Source organism: Nocardioides sp. DN36 (assembly GCF_055380375.1).
The window spans coordinates 2,044,329-2,061,904 of sequence record NZ_AP043823.1 but is presented as its reverse complement, the minus strand read 5'-3'; the positions used below and the strand labels follow the sequence as shown (position 1 = coordinate 2,061,904).

Here is a 17,576-nt window from a genome sequence, read left to right as displayed (position 1 = left end):
ACTTCCCCCCACCACGGGTGCCTGTCTCTCCCCACCGGCGCTCCACTCGCGGGTGCCAGGTGCACCGACAAGGCGTTGACCTGCGCAAACGGCGTACGTCCAGCGTCCTGCACCGCCGGGCTGAGCGGGGGAGCGGACCTGCCGAAATCATCCGAATCGGGCGTGGCAACACGCTCGATATGGTTGACGGTGGAGGGAAGTGGAGTAAAGTGGTGCGCAGTGGAGGAACCGCCCAGTCACAGGGTGGAGGGGAGGTGCTCGATGTTCTTCATGGGCACCTACACCCCGAAGCTCGATGACAAGGGGCGGCTGTTCCTCCCGGCCAAGTTCAGGGACCAGCTCGCGGAGGGGCTCGTGGTGACTCGAGGGCAGGAGCGCTGTCTGACGGTGTGGCCGATGGCCGACTTCGTCGAGCTCACCCGTCGGGCGCAGGAGGCTCCGGTCACGGTGAAGGGGGCGCGGGACTACACCCGCTTCCTGTTCGCCGGCGCCTCGGAGGAGACCCCCGACAAGCAGGGCCGCATCACGATCACGCCGATGCTGCGCGAGTACGCCTCGCTCGACCGCGACGTGGTGGTCATCGGGGTGATGAACCGGGTCGAGATCTGGGACCCGACCCGCTGGCAGCAGTACTCCGCGGAGCAGGAGGAGAAGTTCTCCGAGCTCAGCGAGGAAGTCTTCCCCGGGGTCTGACCCCACCCGCACCACCGCAGCAGCACAACTCCACAGCGATCCGCAGGGCGAGGTCTCGGGCCCGCTCCCTCACACCATCGTCATCTGGGGCACCTTCCCCGGTTCCAGAGGACGACTTCCCACCAGGGGAGCGGGCAGGGACCTGGTCCTGCGGATCCAGCAGTACTCACAGCACCTTTGGAGGGGGGTCGAGTCCATGAGCATCACACCAGTCGCACCGGTTCGCCGGGTGCGCCACCAGGCCCGCGAGGCCGCCACGCTGATGGCGTTCTCGGCCGCCACCTCCGTCGGGCTGGCCACCGCGCTCCTGCTCCTGACGAACCTGGGTCGGTAGGCGCCGCGACCATGAGCAGCCCCCGCCACGTCCCGGTCCTCCTCGACCGGGTCGTCGCTCTTCTGGCGCCCGCGCTCGAGCGCGACGGCGCGACCCTCGTCGACGCGACCCTCGGCCTCGGCGGTCACTCCGAGGCGGTCCTGACCCGGATCCCCGGCGCCCGCGTCATCGGCGTCGACCGCGACCCCGCCGCCCTGGAGCTGGCGGGGAGCCGGCTCGAGCCGTTCGGTGACCGGTTCACCGGCGTCCACGCGGTCTACGACGAGATCCCCGACGTCCTCGCCGAGCTCGGGCTCGCCCACGTCGACGCCGTGCTCTTCGACCTCGGGGTCTCCTCCATGCAGCTCGACGTCCGCGAGCGCGGCTTCGCCTACGCCGAGGACGCGCCGCTCGACATGCGCATGGACAAGACCACCGGTCAGACCGCCGCCGACGTCCTCAACACCTACTCCGCGGCCGACCTGACCCGCGTCCTGCGCGAGTACGGCGAGGAGAAGTTCGCGCGCAAGATCGCCGCTGCGATCGTCCGCGAGCGCGAGGTCGAGCCCTTCACCACCTCGGCGCGCCTCGTCGAGCTCCTGTACGCCGAGATCCCGGCGCCGGCGCGTCGCACCGGCGGCCACCCCGCCAAGCGCACCTTCCAGGCGCTGCGGATGGAGGTCAACGACGAGCTCGCGGTGCTGCGCCGGGCGATGCCGGCGGCCATCGAGGCGATCGGCACCGGTGGCCGCGTGGTGGTCGAGTCCTACCACTCGCTGGAGGACCGGCTGGTCAAGCAGGCGTTCGCCGAGGCCACCCGCAGCGACGTCCCCGTCGACATGCCCTTCGTGCCGGCCGGCCACGAGCCGACGTACCGCCTGGTGACGCGGGGCTCCGAGAAGGCCTCCGCCGAGGAGATCGCCGAGAACCCGCGCGCGGCGTCGGTCCGCCTGCGCGCCATCGAACGACTTGCCACCACCCGAGGAGACGCGTCATGAGCAGCCCTGCCGTCCAGTTCCGCTCCCGCATGCCGCGCATCGCGGAGGCGGCCGTCGAGCGGGCCCGGCTCACCGTCGTCCCGCGCCGGCGGGTCCGGGCCGCGCGCGTGCCGTTCGTGACCCTGGTGTCGCTGCTCCTCCTCGGTGGCGTCGTCGGGCTGCTCCTCTTCAACACCTCCATGCAGCAGGCGTCCTTCGCGGCGACCTCGCTCGAGGGCCAGGCCAGCTCGCTCTCGGCCCGCGAGCAGACCCTGCGCATGGAGCTCGACGTCCTGCGCGACCCCCAGCACGTGGCGGAGCAGGCCCGGAAGATGGGCATGGTCACCGCCGGCAGCCCGGCGTTCCTGCGGCTCTCGGACGGCAAGGTCCTTGGCGTGGCGACGCCGCCCGACCCGGCCCAGAACGTGCAGGTCGTCCCGCCGGCTCCGCAGCTGCCCGCGGTCCTGGACCCGGCGCCCACCTATGTCGACGCCCCGCCCGCCGACGACGGCGCGTCCTCGGGCTCGCGGGATGGCGGGGACGGTAGAAAGAACCACAGCAACAACTCGAGCAACAGGGACCACAAGAACAACGTGAGCCACAGCTCCCAGCGCTGAGACCGGAGACCCACGTGCGACCCACCCGCCCCCAGGGACCGGCCCGAGGATCGGCCCGAGGATCGGCGCAGCCCGGCCGCACCGGTCAGCGGCGGCCCCAGGGCAGCCTGCGCGGCTCGGCCCGCATCCGGCTGCGCGTCGGCTTCCTGGTGATCGCGATCATCCTGTCGGTCTTCGCCGGCCGGCTCGTCCAGCTGCAGGGCATCGACCCGAACTCGTACGCCGCGATGGCGGCCGCCGAGGGCATGGTCGAGGTCGCGCTGCAGGCCGAGCGTGGCGACATCCTGGACCGCAACGGCAAGCCGCTGGCCGACTCGGTCGACGGCCTGATGGTCGTGGCCGACCCGTACATGACCAGCGACCAGGCGCCGGAGCTGGCGAAGTTCCTAGCAACCCGTCTGAACATCGACTACTTCACGACGCTGAAGAAGCTGCGGGAGCCGGGCAGCCGCTTCGAGTACATCGCGCGCCGGGTGCCCGCCACGGTGGCGAGCGACGCGGTCAGCGCCGCCGCGGACGCGGGTTTCAAGGGGCTCGCGACCCGGCCCGACCCGATCCGCGACTACCCGGCCGGGGACGTCGGCGCGAACCTGGTCGGCTTCATGGGCACCGACGAGGCCCTCGGCGGCCTCGAGCGCACCTTCGACACCCAGCTCGCCGGCCAGGACGGCTCGGCCCGCTACGAGGTCGGCGGCGGCAACCGGATCCCGCTGGGCGAGAGCACCATCGAGCGTGCCGTCGACGGTCAGGACCTGCAGACCACGATCGACCTCGACCTGCAGTGGTACACCCAGCGCGTCCTGGCCCAGACGGTCCGCAACGCCCGCGCCGAGTCCGGCTTCGCGGTGGTGATGGACACCCGCACCGGCGAGATCCTCGCCGAGGCCGACGACCCGACGTTCGACGCCAACCACCCGCTCTCCTCGCCCGACGCCGACCGCGGCGCGCGGTCGATGAGCGACGTCTACGAGCCCGGCTCCGTGGAGAAGGTGCTCACGCTGAGCGCCCTCATGGACGCCGGCAAGGTCACGCCCCGCACGAAGCTCAAGGTGCCGGGGGAGCTGGACCGCGAGGACCGGCCGATCCACGACTGGTTCCCGCACGGCCTGATCCGTCTCACCCTGGCCGGCGTGATCGCCAAGTCCTCGAACATCGGCACCGTCCTGGCCGCCGACAAGTTCGACACGGGCGAGCTGCGGTCCTACCTGACGAAGTTCGGCCTCGGCCAGCGCACGGACATCGGCGTGCGCGGCGAGACGCCGGGCATCCTGCCGGCGGACAGCCAGTGGACCCACCAGGTCCAGGACCGCATCGCCTTCGGCCAGTCCCTCTCGGTCAACGCGGTGCAGATGGCCGCGGCCGTCAACACCATCGCCAACGGCGGCGTGCGGGTCTCGCCGAGCCTGATCCGGGGCTCCGCGACGACCGACGACGGCACCGTCGTGGGGACCGACCACACGACCACCCGTCGCGTCGTCAGCGCGAGCGCCGCCCGCGACATGGCGCACATGATGGAGCGCGTCGTCGACCCCGACGTTGGCGTCGCGCCCGCGGCCGCGATCCCCGGCTACCGGGTGGCCGGCAAGACCGGCACCGCGCAGCGTGTCGGCACCGCCTGCGGCTGCTACGACGGCACCTTCACGGTCTCCTTCGCGGGCTTCGCGCCCTCCGACGACCCCCGGTTCACCGTCTACGTGGTCGTCCAGAACCCCGGCAACGGGGGCGGCGGTGGCTCGGTCGCCGGTCCGGCGTTCGCCAAGATCATGAGCTACGCCCTGCGCCGCTACGCCGTCCCGCCGACCGGCGCCAAGCCCTCCCGGCTCCCCGTCGAGTGGTGAGGCTCACGGGCGCCCTCCGGGGGCTCGCGGAGCACCCCTCGACGGGCGATAGCCTCGCGTCGTGCTGAGCAAGGACCTGGTGGCGTCGGCCCGCCCGCGACATCCCGTCCGGACCCCTCTGGTGGACCTGGCCGGCTGGTTGGGTGACCAGCCGGACGGCACCGCTGTCGTCACCGGCGGCGACCTCGGTGACGTCGTGGTGACCGGCCTGTCGCTGAGCTCGCAGCGCATCCTGCCGGGTGACGTGTACGCCGCCCTCCCGGGCGCCCGCGCCCACGGCATCGACTTCGCGGGTGCCGCGGTCGAGGCCGGCGCGGTGGCCGTCCTGACCGACCCCGACGGAGCCGGCCGGTCGGCCGCGCGCTGCGGCGTGCCCCTCCTGGTCGTGGAGCATCCCCGGGCGCTGCTGGGTCGGCTCGCCGCCCGCGTCTACGGCGACCCGGCCACCGGCCTGCGGATGATCGGGGTCACCGGCACCCAGGGCAAGACCACGACCACCCGGCTGGCCGAGGGAGGCCTGCAGCAGGCGGGCGTCCCGGCCGCCGTGGTCGGCACCGTCGGCACCCGCGTGGCCGGCGTCGACCTGAAGACCGCGCTCACGACCCCCGAGGCGCCCGACCTGCACGGCCTCTTCGCGATGATGCGCGAGCAGCACGTCGCGGCGTGCGCCATGGAGGTCTCCAGCCACGCGCTGGTGATGGGCCGCGTGGACGGGGTGGTCTTCGACGTGGCCGTCTTCACCAACCTCGGGCGTGACCACCTCGACTTCCACAAGGACGTGGAGGACTACTTCGCGGCCAAGGCCTCGCTGTTCACCCCGGAGCGGTCCCGGCTCGGGCTGGTCAACGTCGACGACGAGCACGGCCGGCGGTTGGTCGAGGAGGCCGGCGTGCCGATCCGCACGTTCTCGCCCACGGGCCGGGAGGCGGACTGGCAGGCGGTCGACGTCGTGCTGGAGGCGACCGGGTCCCACTTCACCGTCCTCGGCCCCGACGGCCTCGCCGTGGACGCCGTCGTGCCGCTGCCCGGGGACTTCAACGTGGCCAACGCGCTCGCCGCGGTCGCTGCCTGCGCCGAGGCCGGCTTCGACACCGCCCGGGTGGCGGCCGGGATCGCGCGCGGCGGCGGGGTGCCCGGGCGGTTCGAGCGCGTCGACGCCGGCCAGGACTTCGCGGTGGTGGTCGACTACGCCCACAAGCCCGACGCGGTCGAGGCGGCGCTGCGCACGCTGCGGCCGCTCACCGACGGCAAGGTCCTGGTGGTGCTCGGCGCCGGCGGCGACCGGGATCCCGGCAAGCGGCCGATCATGGGCGAGATCGCGGCCCGGCTGGCCGACGTCCTCGTCGTGACCGACGACAACCCGCGCAGCGAGGACCCCGCGGCGATCCGCGCCGCCGTCCTGGCCGGCGCCCGCACCGGCAGCGCCGAGGTGCTCGAGATCGGCGACCGCCGGGCGGCGGTCCGCGAGGCAGTCCGACGCGCCCGGGCCGGCGACATCGTGCTCGTCGCCGGCAAGGGCCACGAGACCGGTCAGGAGGTGGCCGGCGCGGTCCACCCCTTCGACGACCGCGAGGTCGCCGAGACCTGCATCCGCGAGGAGATGGCAGCACGATGATCCCGATGACCCTGGCCCAGGTCGCCGCAGCTGTCGGTGGTCGCGTCGACGGCGAACCGGAGACGATGGTCACCGGCGCCGCCTTCGTCGACAGCCGGGAGGTCGTGCCGGACGGCCTGTTCGTCGCGGTGCCCGGGGAGCGCGTCGACGGCCACGACTTCGCCGCCCGCGCGGTGGAGGGCGGCGCCGCGGCGGTGCTCGCCAGCCGGCCGACGGGCGTCCCCTCGGTGCTCGTGGAGGACCCCGTGGACGCGCTGGGTCGGCTGGCGCGCCACCTGGTCGACGCGCTGGACGTCCCCGTGCTGGCGCTGACCGGCTCCCAGGGCAAGACCGGGACCAAGGACTACCTGACCCAGGTGCTCGCCACCGCCGGCCCGACCGTGGCGACGCGCGGCAACAACAACAACGAGATCGGGGTGCCGCTGACCGTGCTGCGCGCCGACCGGGACACGGCGTACCTCGTGGTCGAGATGGGTGCCCGGGGGATCGGCCACATCGCCTACCTGTGCGGCATCGCGCCCCCGAGGGCCGCGGCCGTGCTCAACGTCGGGACCGCCCACGTGGGTGAGTTCGGGAGCCGCGAGGCGATCGCGGTCGCCAAGGGCGAGATCGTCGAGGCGCTCCCGCCCGGGGGCACGGCGGTCCTGAACGCCGACGACGAGCTCACCGCGGCGATGACGAGCCGTACGCCGGCGCGCGTGCTCACGTTCGGCCGGGCCGGCGACGTCAGCTGGCGCGGCGTCGAGCTCGACGACCTCGGCCGTCCGTCGTTCGAGCTCGGCCACGAGGGGGAGTGGCAGCCGGTGCGGCTGACCCAGTCGGGGCTGCACCAGGTCGAGAACTCCGCGGCCGCCGCCGCGCTGGCCCTCGCGGTCGGGCTGTCCCTGGCGCAGGTCGCCGCGGGCCTCTCGGCGGCGCAGTTGGCGTCGCGGTGGCGCATGGAGGTCCAGGAGCGTCGCGACGGCCTGATCGTCGTCAACGACGCCTACAACGCCAACCCGGCCTCGATGGTGGCCGCCATCGACGCGCTGGTCGCGATCGGTGGCCGGCGCGGACGACGCACCGTCGCGGTCCTCGGCGAGATGAAGGAGCTGGGGGACCGTGCGGCCGACGACCACTTCGCCGTCGGCCGGGCCGCGGCCGAGGCGGGCGTGGACCTGCTGGTCGCCGTGGGGGAGCCCGCCCGCGGCATCGCGGTGGGAGCACGCGCGACAACCGGCTGGACCGGTGAGGCGAGGCTCACGGCGGGGCGTGACGAGGCACTGTCGCTCCTGCGGGAGAATGTCTCGGCGCACGACGTGGTCCTGGTCAAGGCATCGCGTGGTGCCGCGCTCGAAGCCATCGCCGACGGACTGCTCGAGGAAGAGGGAAACCCGCCCGTGACCCCAGAGGTGAACACCGAGGTGCCGAAGCCATGAGAGCCATCCTGCTGGGCGGCGGCCTCGCGCTCCTCATCTCCCTCCTCGGCACGCGCACCGCCATCCACCTCTTCACCAACTGGGGCTACGGCCAGGAGATCCGCGACGACGGGCCCACGACCCACCACACCAAGCGCGGCACCCCCACCATGGGTGGCGTGGTGATCATCCTCGCCACGGTCATCGCCTACTTCGCGGCGAAGCTGATCACCCAGAGCATGCCCTCGGCCTCGGCGCTGCTGCTGCTCTTCCTCTTCGTCGGCATGGGCCTGGTCGGCTTCCTCGACGACTTCATCAAGATCTCCAAGCAGCGCAGCCTCGGCCTGCGCAGCAAGGCGAAGATGATCGGCCAGACGGTCATCGGGGTGGTGTTCGGCATCCTCGCGCTCTCGCCGGCGCTCGAGGACGGGCGTGGCAAGACACCCGCGTCGGACCACATCTCCTTCATCCGCGACTTCGACAAGTTCACGGTGCCCGCGGTGGTGCTGATCCTGCTCTTCTGGCTGATCATCACCGGCACCAGCAACGCCGTGAACCTCACCGACGGCCTCGACGGACTCGCCACCGGCGCCTCGGTGATGGTCTTCGGCGCCTACACGCTGGTGAACATCTGGCAGAACAACCAGTCGTGTGCGATCTCCCCGAGCGGCACCTGCTACGAGGTGCGCGACCCGCTGGACCTCGCGGTGATCGCGTCCGCGATCACGGGTGCCTGCTTCGGCTTCCTGTGGTGGAACGCCTCGCCCGCCCGGATCTTCATGGGCGACACCGGCTCGCTTTCCCTGGGCGCGGCGCTGGCCGGCCTGGCGATCCTGACCCGGACCGAGCTGCTCCTGATCATCCTCGGCGGCCTGTTCGTCATGGAGACCGTGTCGGTGATGATGCAGGTCTCCTTCTTCAAGCTGACCAAGGGGCGCCGGATCTTCCGGATGACGCCGATCCACCACCACTTCGAGATGCTCGGCTGGGAGCAGATCACCGTGGTGATCCGGTTCTGGATCATCACCGGGCTCTGCGTGGCCACCGGGCTGGGCGTCTTCTACGCCGAGTGGGTGGCCGGCTCGTGAACCCCGACCACCTCGGCCGGCACGACTCCTGGGAGGGCGTGCGCGCGGTCGTCGCCGGCTTCGGCGTCTCCGGCTTCGCGGCGGCCGACAACCTCAACCACCTCGGGGCCACGGTCACCGCGCTCGACGAGTCCGACGGCGGCCCGGACAGCGACAAGCGCGAGAAGGCCGAGCTGCTCGAGGTGCTCGGCGCCACCGTCCGCCTCGAGCCGGGCGCCACCGCGACCCTGCCCGACGACGTGGACCTGGTCGTCACCTCGCCCGGCTGGAAGCCGTCGGCGCCGCTGCTGGCGCAGGCGCAGGCGCGCGGCATCCCCGTGTGGGGCGAGGTGGAGCTGGCCTGGCGGCTGCGCGACCCGAACCACCCCACGCCGTGGCTGTGCGTGACCGGCACCAACGGCAAGACGACCACCGTCCAGATGCTCGACGCCATCCTCAAGGCCGCCGGCCTGCGCTCGATCGCGGTGGGCAACGTCGGCCTGCCGATCGTGGAGGCCGTGATGGACCCCGAGCCGTACGACGTCTTCGCGGTCGAGCTGTCCAGCTTCCAGCTGCACTACACCGAGTCGATGGGCGCGGAGTCCGCGGCGGTGCTGAACCTCGCCGAGGACCACCTCGACTGGTACTCCTCGATGTCCGACTACGCCGCCGACAAGGGCCGCGTCTACGAGCGGGTCGAGCGCGCCTGCGTCTACAACGTCGCCGACCCCGAGACCGAGCGCCTGGTCCGCGAGGCCGACGTCCAGGAGGGCGCCCGGGCGATCGGTTTCACCCTGGGCATGCCGGGCGTGGGCATGCTCGGCGTCGTCGACGACATCCTCGTCGACCGGGCCTTCATCGAGCAGCGCGACACCAGCGCCGCCGAGCTGTGCACCCTTGCCGACCTCACCCTCCCCGGCCAGGCAGTGCCGGCCCCCCACTTCGTGGCCAACGCGCTCGCCGCGGCGGCGCTGGCCCGCAGCCACGGGGTCACCCAGGCCGCGGTCCGTGAGGGGCTGCGCTCGTTCCGGCCCGACGGGCACCGGATCGCGACCGTCGCCGAGCTCGACGGGGTCACCTGGGTCGACGACTCCAAGGCGACCAATCCCCACGCCGCCCAGTCCTCGCTGCAGGCCTACGACCCGGTGGTCTGGGTCGCGGGCGGGCTCGCGAAGGGGGCGCGCTTCGACGACCTCGTCCTTGCCGTGCGTGGCCGGTTGCGTGGCGTCGTGCTCCTCGGACGCGACCGTGACGTGATCGGCGCAGCGCTTTCGCGACACGCGCCCGATGTGCCGGTCATCGTCGTGGCCGACGGCGAGACTGGTCGGGAACATGGCCCCATGGAGCGCGTCGTGGAGGCCGCGGCCGAGTTGGCCCGACCCGGCGACACGGTCCTGCTGGCCCCCGGATGCGCCTCCATGGACATGTTCACCAGCTACGCAGCGCGAGGTGACGCGTTCGCCGCCGCGGTGCGCAGGAGACAGCAGCAGTAGGTCCGAGACAGGGAGGGGAACGCAGGATGACGACCGCGAACCCCGAGCAGTCCCGCGGCAAGGCCCACGCCACCGGCCCCTTGAGCTGGTACGCCGCTCTCCGGGACGCCCTGGACCGGCCGCTGACGTCCTACTACCTGCTGCTCGGTGCCTCGGCGCTGCTGCTCACGATCGGCCTGATCATGGTGCTGAGCGCGTCGAGCGTCTACTCCTACGAGAACAACGGCGGCGACTCCTACGCGGTGGTCAAGCGCCAGCTGATGTGGGTCGCCATCGGCCTGCCCGCCGCCTGGGTGGCCAGTCGGCTGCCGCAGCGAGGGATCCGCCGGCTCGCCTGGGTGGGCTACGGCGTCTCCGTCGTGCTGCTGCTGCTCACCGCCAAGTTCGGCGTGCTGATCAACGGCAACAAGAACTGGCTGGCGGTCGGGCCGATCGTCATCCAGCCCGCCGAGATCGCCAAGCTGGCGCTGATCCTGTGGGCGGCCCACGTCTACGCGCACAAGGACCGGCGGCTGGGCAACCTGCACCAGGTGCTGATGCCGGTGGTCCCGGGCATGCTGCTCGCCACCGGCCTGGTGGTGGTCGGCCACGACCTCGGCACCGCCCTGGTCCTGTTCGCGATCATGCTCGGGATGCTCTGGGTGGTCGGTGCCCCGGCCCGCTTCTTCGTGCTGTTCCTCTCGGTCGTCAGCGTGGCCGTGATCTTCCTGGCCTCCACGAGCCCGGAGCGGCTGGCGCGCATCACGAACTTCGCCGACCCGTTCAAGGACTTCCACGACACCGGCTGGCAGCCGGCCCACGGCCTCTACGCGCTCTCCACCGGCGGCTGGTTCGGCCAGGGCATCGGCGCCAGCCAGCAGAAGTGGGGCGACCTGCCCGAGGCCCACACCGACTTCATCTTCGCGGTGCTGGGCGAGGAGCTCGGCCTGGTCGGCACGCTGCTGGTGATCGGTCTGTTCCTCACCATCGCCTTCGCGGCCCTGCGCGTCGCCCGGGACACCAAGGACCCGTTCGTGCGCTACGCGACGTTCGGCGTCGTGGTCTGGCTGATCGGCCAGATGATCATCAACGTCGGCATGGTCCTCGCCCTGCTTCCGGTCATCGGCATCCCGCTGCCGCTGGTGTCGTACGGCGGCTCCTCGCTCATGCCCACGCTGGTCGCGCTCGGCCTGCTGATCGGGTTCGCCCGCCGGGAGCCGGACGCCGCTCGGGCGCTGGCCCAGCGTCGGCGCAGCCGCTCCGCGGGGCTCTCCGCCGGCCGGGTCACCGGGCGCGGTCTCTAGGTCCACCACCGGTAGGTTCTTCCCGATGCGCGTTCTTCTCGCCGGCGGCGGTTCCGCCGGCCACACCTCGCCCCTGCTCGCCACCGCCGACGCCCTGCGCCGGGCGGTCCCCGACGTGGAGATCACCTGCCTCGGCACCCCCCGCGGCCTGGAGAACCGGGTCGTCCCCGAGGCCGGCTACCCCCTCGAGCTGATCCCGCCGGTGCCGATGCCGCGCCGACCCGGTGCCGACCTGGTCAAGGTGCCCGCGCGCTTGCGCGGGGCGGTCAAGGAGGCGCTCGCCGTCATCGACCGGGTCCGCCCCGACGTCGTCGTGGGCTACGGCGGCTACGTCTCCGTGCCGGCGTACCTCGCGGCGCGACGCCGCAAGGTGCCGTTGGTCGTGCACGAGCAGAACGCCGTGCCCGGCCTCGCGAACAAGCTCGGCGCCCGCGTCGCCCAGCGCGTCGCGGTGAGCTTCCCCGACACCCCCCTGCCCAGGGCGGAGTACGTCGGCCTGCCGATCCGCCGGATGATCTCGCAGCTCGACCGGGCCGCGAGCCGGGCCGAGGCGCGTGCGTTCTTCGGGCTCGACCCCGACCGCCCGACGCTGCTGGTGACCGGCGGCTCGCAGGGCGCCACCCGGCTCAACCGGGCCGTGTCGGCGTCCGCCCGGGAGCTGGCCGGTGCCGGCGTCCAGGTGCTCCACGTCCAGGGCAAGCACGGCGGCGCCGAGCCCGAGCCCACCGACGTCCCCTACGTCGTGCTCGAGTTCGTCGACCGGATGGACCTCGCCTACGCCGCCGCCGACCTCGTGGTCTGCCGCGGCGGGGCCAACAGCGTCACCGAGGCGGCCGCCACCGGCCTGCCCGGCATCTACGTCCCGCTGCCGATCGGCAACGGCGAGCAGGAGCACAACGCCCGTCCGGTGGTCGACGCCGGCGGCGGGCTCCTGGTCGCCGACGCGGCGGTCACGCCGGAATGGGTCGCGGCCACCGTGCCCGCGTTGGCCGGCGACACCGACCGGCTCGCCGCGATGGGGGCGGCCGCGGCCGCCCTGGTGCCGCGCGACGCGGACGACAAGCTGGCCCGGATCGTCCTCGAGGCCGCGGGAGCGGTCCGATGAGGGTCCCGGTCCCCGACGAGATCCTGCCGGCCGACCGGCTCGGCCGCGTCCACTTCGTCGGGATCGGCGGCGCCGGCCTGTCCGGCATCGCCCGGATCATGCTGGCCCGCGGCATCGCCGTCAGTGGCAGCGACGGCGTCGACTCCCCGGGGCTGCGCGCGCTGGCGGCGCTCGGCGCCCGGGTCCACGTCGGCCACGACGCCACCCAGGTGCACGACAGCGACACGCTGGTCGTCTCCACGGCCGTGCGCGAGGACAACCCCGAGTACCTCGAGGCCGTGCGGCAGGGACTGCGGGTCCTGCCGCGGTCCGCGGCGCTCGCGTCGGTGATGGCCGGTCGGCGCGTGCTGGCGGTCGCCGGCACCCACGGCAAGACCACGACGACGTCGCTGCTCACGGTCGCCCTCCAGGCGTCCGGCGCGGACCCGACGTACGCCGTCGGCGGCGACCTCGCCCAGACGGGTGTCAACGCCCGGGAGGGCGGCGGCGACCTGTTCGTCGCGGAGGCCGACGAGAGCGACGGCGCCTTCCTGGTCTACCGCCCGCACGCCGCGATCGTCACCAACGTCGAGGCCGACCACCTCGACAACTGGGGCACCGAGGAGGCCTACCGCGCCGCGTTCGGGGAGTTCGTCGACCGCATCGACGCCGACGGCTTCCTGGTCTGTGTCGTCGACGACCAGGGCGCGCGCGACCTGGCGGCCACCGCCCGTGCGCGGGGCGTCACCGTGGTGACGGTCGGGGAGTCCGCCGACGCCGAGGTCCGCGCCTCCGGCCTCGTCTTCGAGGGCACCACCTCCGCCTTCACCGTGCACGACGGTGACGCCGAGCTCGGCCGCGTCACGCTGCAGATCCCGGGCCGCCACTACGTGCTCGACGCGCTGGCCGCGCTCACCGTCGGGCTGCGGCTCGGCCAGGACTTCGACGCCCTGCGGCGGGGCCTCGAGGGCTTCACCGGCACCCGGCGCCGCATGGAGCTCAAGGGCGAGGCCGGCGGCGTCCGCGTCTACGACAGCTACGCCCACCACCCCGTCGAGATCGCCGGCGACCTCCAGGCCGCTCGCGCGGTCGCGGGGGAGGGGCGCCTGGTGGTGGCCTTCCAGCCGCACCTGGTCTCGCGCACCCGCATCTTCGGCCGGGCCATGGGCGAGGCCCTCGGTGCGGCCGACGAGGTGGTGCTGCTCGACGTCTACCTCGCCCGCGAGGACGCCGACCCCGACGTGACCGGCGCGATGGTGGCCGACGCGGTGCCGCTGCCGCCGGAGCGGGTCGGCTTCGTCCCGGACTTCGACGCCGTGCCGGCCGAGCTCGTGCACCGGGCCCGCCCGGGCGACCTGGTGCTCACCCTGGGCGCCGGCAGCGTGACCGAGCTGGGCCCACGGGTCCTGGACCTGCTGCGAGGGGCGCCGGATGCGTAGCCCCGCGCGCCGCCGGGACGACGCAGCTCCCGCCGGGGACCGCACCGCCCTGCGCACCCGCCGCCGGTTCGCGCGTCGCCAGTGGGCGCGGCGCTGGCTGACGTGGAAGTACGTCGTGGCGCTGGTCGTCGTGCTGGGCCTGCTCGCCACGGGTGTGTGGGCCGTGTGGTTCTCCTCGCTGCTGGCCGTCCAGGGCGTGCAGGTCACGGGTGCGTCGACCCTCGGTGCCGCCCAGATCCGGGAGGCCGCTGCGGTGCCGACGGGGGAGCCGCTGGCCACCCTCGACCTCGGCGGCGTCCAGGCCCGGGTCGAGTCGCTCGCCGGCGTGCGCAGTGCCGACGTGAGCAGGCAGTGGCCCGACGAGGTGCTCATCACGGTGCACGAGCGGGTCGCCGTCGCCGTCGTCGAGATCGGGGGACGGGTGCGGGGCATGGACGCCGCCGGCGTCGTGTTCCGCGACTACCGGCACCCCCCGGCCGACCTGCCTCGTGTGCAGACGTCGACCGAGACGCACAGCGACGCACTGCAGGAGGCGGCCCGGGTCATCTCCGCGCTGCCGTCGGACCTGGCCGCGAAGGTGGACCACGTCGAGGTCGAGACCGTCGACCAGATCTCCCTGGTGCTCGGTGACGGGCGACGGGTCGTGTGGGGGAGCGCGGACGAGTCCGAGGAGAAGGCGCAGGTGCTGGCCGCCCTGCTGCCGCACCGGCACCAGGAGTACGACGTCAGCGTCCCGGGCCAGCCCACCACCACCGGCTGACCTTCCCCTCGCCCCTGGCCGCTCGTCGGCTGGCGCCACGGGCCGGTGCACGGCCCCGCGCAGAAATTCTGCACGGATCCGCGACGCGTCCGCGTGTCGGCGTCGATCCGTGCCGTGGCGTGCCTAGTGTCTTCACCACGACGAGGTTGACATAACTATAACCCTCAGCCTGAGGGTCAGGGTTCAGACCGAGTCGCTTCCCCACGAGACAGACCGAGTCGTCCGACGAACCGGACACGATCAGCGAGAGGCGAATCCGCCGTGGCAGCAGCACAGAACTACCTGGCCATCATCAAGGTCGTGGGCATCGGTGGTGGTGGGGTCAACGCCGTCAACCGGATGATCGAGGTCGGCCTCAAGGGCGTCGAGTTCATCGCGATCAACACCGATGCGCAGGCCCTGCTCATGAGTGACGCCGACGTCAAGCTCGACATCGGTCGCGAGCTGACCCGCGGCCTCGGCGCCGGCGCCAACCCCGACGTGGGCGGGAGGGCCGCCGAGGACCACGCCGACGAGATCGAAGAGGTCATCAAGGGCGCCGACATGGTCTTCGTGACCGCGGGCGAGGGCGGCGGCACCGGCACCGGCGGCGCGCCCGTCGTGGCCCGGATCGCGCGCTCGCTGGGCGCGCTGACCATCGGCGTCGTGACCCGGCCGTTCGCGTTCGAGGGCCGGCGCCGCGCCAACTCCGCGGAGGAGGGCATCGCGCGGCTGCGCGAGGAGGTCGACACCCTCATCGTCATCCCGAACGACCGCCTCCTCTCGATCAGCGACCGCAACGTGTCGGTGCTCGACGCCTTCAAGCAGGCCGACCAGGTGCTGCTCCAGGGTGTCTCCGGCATCACCGACCTGATCACCACCCCGGGCCTGATCAACCTCGACTTCGCCGACGTGAAGTCGGTCATGGCCAACGCCGGCTCCGCCCTGATGGGCATCGGCTCGGCCCGTGGCGAGGACCGCGCGGTCGCCGCTGCCGAGATGGCGGTCTCCAGCCCGCTGCTCGAGGCCTCGATCGACGGCGCGTACGGCGTGCTGCTCTCCATCGCCGGTGGATCCGACCTCGGCCTGTTCGAGATCAACGAGGCCGCGGCGCTGGTCGCCCAGGCCGCGCACGCCGAGGCCAACATCATCTTCGGTGCGACCATCGACGACGCCCTCGGCGACGAGGTCCGGGTCACGGTCATCGCCGCCGGCTTCGACGGCGGCCAGCCCAAGAAGCGCGACGAGGGCACCGTGCTGCGACGCGACGCCAAGCCGCAGCAGACCCAGGAGGAGACCCGTGCGGCCGCCGCGCAGGTCGCCACCCGGCGCCCCGAGGAGAAGGTCTCGGCCGGGGTCACCTTCCGTCCGTCGAACCCTGCTCCGTCCACCGAGCGCCGCGAGCAGGCGCCGGCTCCGGCTCCGGCGGGCCAGGGTCACCAGACGAGCCAGGCCAGCCAGCCCGCCCCGCCCGCCCGGCAGCCGCGACAGGTCCAGTTCGACGACGACGACCTGGACGTGCCCGACTTCCTCAAGTGACGGGTTGTACTCCCACCGCGACGCCCTCGGCCCCGTCGACCTGGCCTTCACGGACAGGTTCGGCGGGGTCAGCGGTGTCCCCTTCGACTCCCTCAACCTCTCGATCACCGGCGCGGACGACGAGTCCGCCCGCGCGGAGAACCTCCGCCGGGTGCTGGCCGACTTCGCGCCGGGGGCGGCCTTCGCCGACCTCCACCAGGTGCACGGCGCGCGGGTCCACGTCGTGACCGACGCCCCTGCCGAGCGGCGCCCGGAGGCTGACGGCATCGTGACCGACCGGCCCGACGTCGTGCTCGTGGTGCGCGCCGCTGACTGCGTCCCGGTGCTGCTCGCCGATCCGCGGGCCGGCGTCATCGGTGCCGCCCATGCCGGCCGACCGGGGCTGGCAGCCGGTGTCGTGCCACGCACGGTCGAGCGGATGCGCGACCTCGGGGCGCAGGAGATCACCGCCTGGGTCGGGCCGCACGTGTGCGGCCGGTGCTACGAGGTGCCCGAGGAGATGCAGACCCAGGTCGCGGCGCTGGAGCCGGCGAGCCTGGCCACCACCTCGTGGGGCACCCCTGCCCTCGACATCGGCGCCGGGGTCCGCGCCCAGCTCGAACGCGCCGGCGCCACCGTGGTCGACGTGTCGCGGTGCACCCGGGAGTCGCCCGACCTCTTCTCCTACCGGCGCGACGGCGAGGGGGCGGGGCGCCTGGCCGGGCTGGTCCGGCTGCGTCCGACCACCCTCGCCGAGGAGGCGTGATGAGCCGTCGCGAGCAGATCGCGGGCAACCTCGCCACCGTGCGGCGCCGGATCGAGGGTGCGTGCGCCGAGGCGGGGCGTGACCCCGCCGAGGTGCGTCTGGTCGTCGTGACCAAGTTCTTCCCCGCCTCCGACGTGCGGCTGCTCGCCGACCTCGGGGTGACCGACGTGGGGGAGAACCGCCACCAGGAGGCCCGGGACAAGGCCGCCGAGTGCGCGGACCTGCCCCTGGTCTGGCACTTCATCGGCGGGCTGCAGAGCAACAAGGCCGCGGCCGTCGCGGCGTACTCCCACGTCGTCGAGTCCGTCGACCGGGTCAAGCTCGTGGTGCCGCTGGCCAAGGGGGCGCACGAGCACACCCGCCCCCTGGACGTGCTGCTCCAGGTCAGCCTCGACCCCCCGGGTCGTGAGGGGCGGGCGGGCGCCGCGCCGGAGGAGCTCGACGCGATCGCGCAGGCGGTCGGGGACGCGCCGTCGCTGCGATTGCGCGGGCTGATGGCCGTCGCCCCGCTCGGGGAGGACCCGGGCGCCGCGTTCGGCCGGCTGGCCGGCATCAGGCAGGACTTCCTCGCCGGACACCCCGGGGCCGACTGGCTCTCGGCGGGGATGAGCGGGGACCTCGAGGAGGGGGTGCGGGCCGGTGCGACACACGTGCGTGTCGGCAGCGCGATCCTCGGATCGAGGCCCCGTGTCAAGTAGGGTCGAAACCACCAGGGAGCACCCGGGACACCGGGGGTT

Annotated in this window: 16 protein-coding genes; all 16 read left to right on the top strand. The window is 73.0% G+C overall.

Annotation, left to right across the window (positions count from 1 at the left end; all coding sequences use genetic code 11):
* Nucleotides 1-261: 261 nt before the first annotated feature.
* The 16 genes from mraZ to ACZ43H_RS10700 all read left to right on the top strand — a co-directional run bounded on the left by mraZ (nucleotide 262) and on the right by ACZ43H_RS10700 (nucleotide 17,537).
* Nucleotides 262-693 carry a division/cell wall cluster transcriptional repressor MraZ gene (gene mraZ / locus ACZ43H_RS10775; RefSeq protein ID WP_379185155.1) on the top strand — a complete coding sequence of 144 codons (432 nt, stop codon included), beginning with the start codon at nucleotides 262-264 and terminating at the stop codon, nucleotides 691-693.
* Between the two features lie 196 nt (nucleotides 694-889).
* A complete protein-coding gene (locus tag ACZ43H_RS10770) occupies nucleotides 890-1,027 on the top strand; it encodes a hypothetical protein (protein WP_464590145.1) in 138 nt (45 codons plus the stop codon).
* A gap of 11 nt (nucleotides 1,028-1,038) precedes the next feature.
* On the top strand, nucleotides 1,039-2,004 hold the full coding sequence (gene rsmH / locus ACZ43H_RS10765; protein WP_464590143.1) for a 16S rRNA (cytosine(1402)-N(4))-methyltransferase RsmH: 966 nt from the start codon (nucleotides 1,039-1,041) through the stop codon (nucleotides 2,002-2,004).
* Nucleotides 2,001-2,600: a cell division protein FtsL gene (gene ftsL, locus ACZ43H_RS10760; RefSeq protein WP_464590141.1), complete on the top strand. Its 600-nt coding sequence runs from the start codon at nucleotides 2,001-2,003 to the stop codon at nucleotides 2,598-2,600. Before rsmH ends, ftsL begins: the two co-directional genes overlap by 4 nt.
* 14 nt (nucleotides 2,601-2,614) lie before the next feature.
* Nucleotides 2,615-4,438, top strand: a complete 1,824-nt coding sequence (locus ACZ43H_RS10755; protein WP_464590139.1) for a peptidoglycan D,D-transpeptidase FtsI family protein — start codon at nucleotides 2,615-2,617, stop codon at nucleotides 4,436-4,438.
* A gap of 61 nt (nucleotides 4,439-4,499) precedes the next feature.
* Nucleotides 4,500-6,053, top strand: coding sequence for a UDP-N-acetylmuramoyl-L-alanyl-D-glutamate--2,6-diaminopimelate ligase (locus tag ACZ43H_RS10750; protein WP_464590137.1), 1,554 nt, complete (start codon nucleotides 4,500-4,502; stop codon nucleotides 6,051-6,053).
* Nucleotides 6,050-7,471, top strand: a complete 1,422-nt coding sequence (locus tag ACZ43H_RS10745) for a UDP-N-acetylmuramoyl-tripeptide--D-alanyl-D-alanine ligase (RefSeq protein WP_464590135.1) — start codon at nucleotides 6,050-6,052, stop codon at nucleotides 7,469-7,471. Before ACZ43H_RS10750 ends, ACZ43H_RS10745 begins: the two co-directional genes overlap by 4 nt.
* On the top strand, nucleotides 7,468-8,538 hold the full coding sequence (gene mraY / locus ACZ43H_RS10740; protein WP_464590133.1) for a phospho-N-acetylmuramoyl-pentapeptide-transferase: 1,071 nt from the start codon (nucleotides 7,468-7,470) through the stop codon (nucleotides 8,536-8,538). The genes ACZ43H_RS10745 and mraY overlap by 4 nt, the downstream gene beginning before the upstream one ends.
* On the top strand, nucleotides 8,535-10,010 hold the full coding sequence (murD, locus tag ACZ43H_RS10735) for a UDP-N-acetylmuramoyl-L-alanine--D-glutamate ligase (RefSeq protein ID WP_464590131.1): 1,476 nt from the start codon (nucleotides 8,535-8,537) through the stop codon (nucleotides 10,008-10,010). The genes mraY and murD overlap by 4 nt, the downstream gene beginning before the upstream one ends.
* Nucleotides 10,011-10,036: 26 nt before the next feature.
* Entirely contained in the window at nucleotides 10,037-11,293 is a 1,257-nt protein-coding gene (gene ftsW / locus ACZ43H_RS10730) for a putative lipid II flippase FtsW (RefSeq protein WP_464590129.1), read from the top strand.
* Nucleotides 11,294-11,318: 25 nt separating this feature from the next.
* Nucleotides 11,319-12,398, top strand: a complete 1,080-nt coding sequence (murG, locus tag ACZ43H_RS10725) for an undecaprenyldiphospho-muramoylpentapeptide beta-N-acetylglucosaminyltransferase (RefSeq protein ID WP_464590128.1) — start codon at nucleotides 11,319-11,321, stop codon at nucleotides 12,396-12,398.
* On the top strand, nucleotides 12,395-13,816 hold the full coding sequence (gene murC, locus ACZ43H_RS10720; RefSeq protein ID WP_464590126.1) for a UDP-N-acetylmuramate--L-alanine ligase: 1,422 nt from the start codon (nucleotides 12,395-12,397) through the stop codon (nucleotides 13,814-13,816). Before murG ends, murC begins: the two co-directional genes overlap by 4 nt.
* Nucleotides 13,809-14,576, top strand: coding sequence for a cell division protein FtsQ/DivIB (locus ACZ43H_RS10715; RefSeq protein WP_464590124.1), 768 nt, complete (start codon nucleotides 13,809-13,811; stop codon nucleotides 14,574-14,576). The genes murC and ACZ43H_RS10715 overlap by 8 nt, the downstream gene beginning before the upstream one ends.
* Before the next feature lie 261 nt (nucleotides 14,577-14,837).
* Complete coding sequence (ftsZ, locus tag ACZ43H_RS10710) at nucleotides 14,838-16,094, top strand: cell division protein FtsZ (RefSeq protein WP_464590122.1); 1,257 nt, start codon at nucleotides 14,838-14,840, stop codon at nucleotides 16,092-16,094.
* Between the two features lie 4 nt (nucleotides 16,095-16,098).
* The gene (pgeF, locus tag ACZ43H_RS10705) at nucleotides 16,099-16,839 is read left to right on the top strand and encodes a peptidoglycan editing factor PgeF (RefSeq protein WP_464590120.1); all 741 of its coding nucleotides are present in this window, start codon (nucleotides 16,099-16,101) and stop codon (nucleotides 16,837-16,839) included.
* Entirely contained in the window at nucleotides 16,839-17,537 is a 699-nt protein-coding gene (locus tag ACZ43H_RS10700; RefSeq protein WP_464590118.1) for a YggS family pyridoxal phosphate-dependent enzyme, read from the top strand. The genes pgeF and ACZ43H_RS10700 overlap by 1 nt, the downstream gene beginning before the upstream one ends.
* The last annotated feature ends 39 nt before the right edge of the window (nucleotides 17,538-17,576 follow it).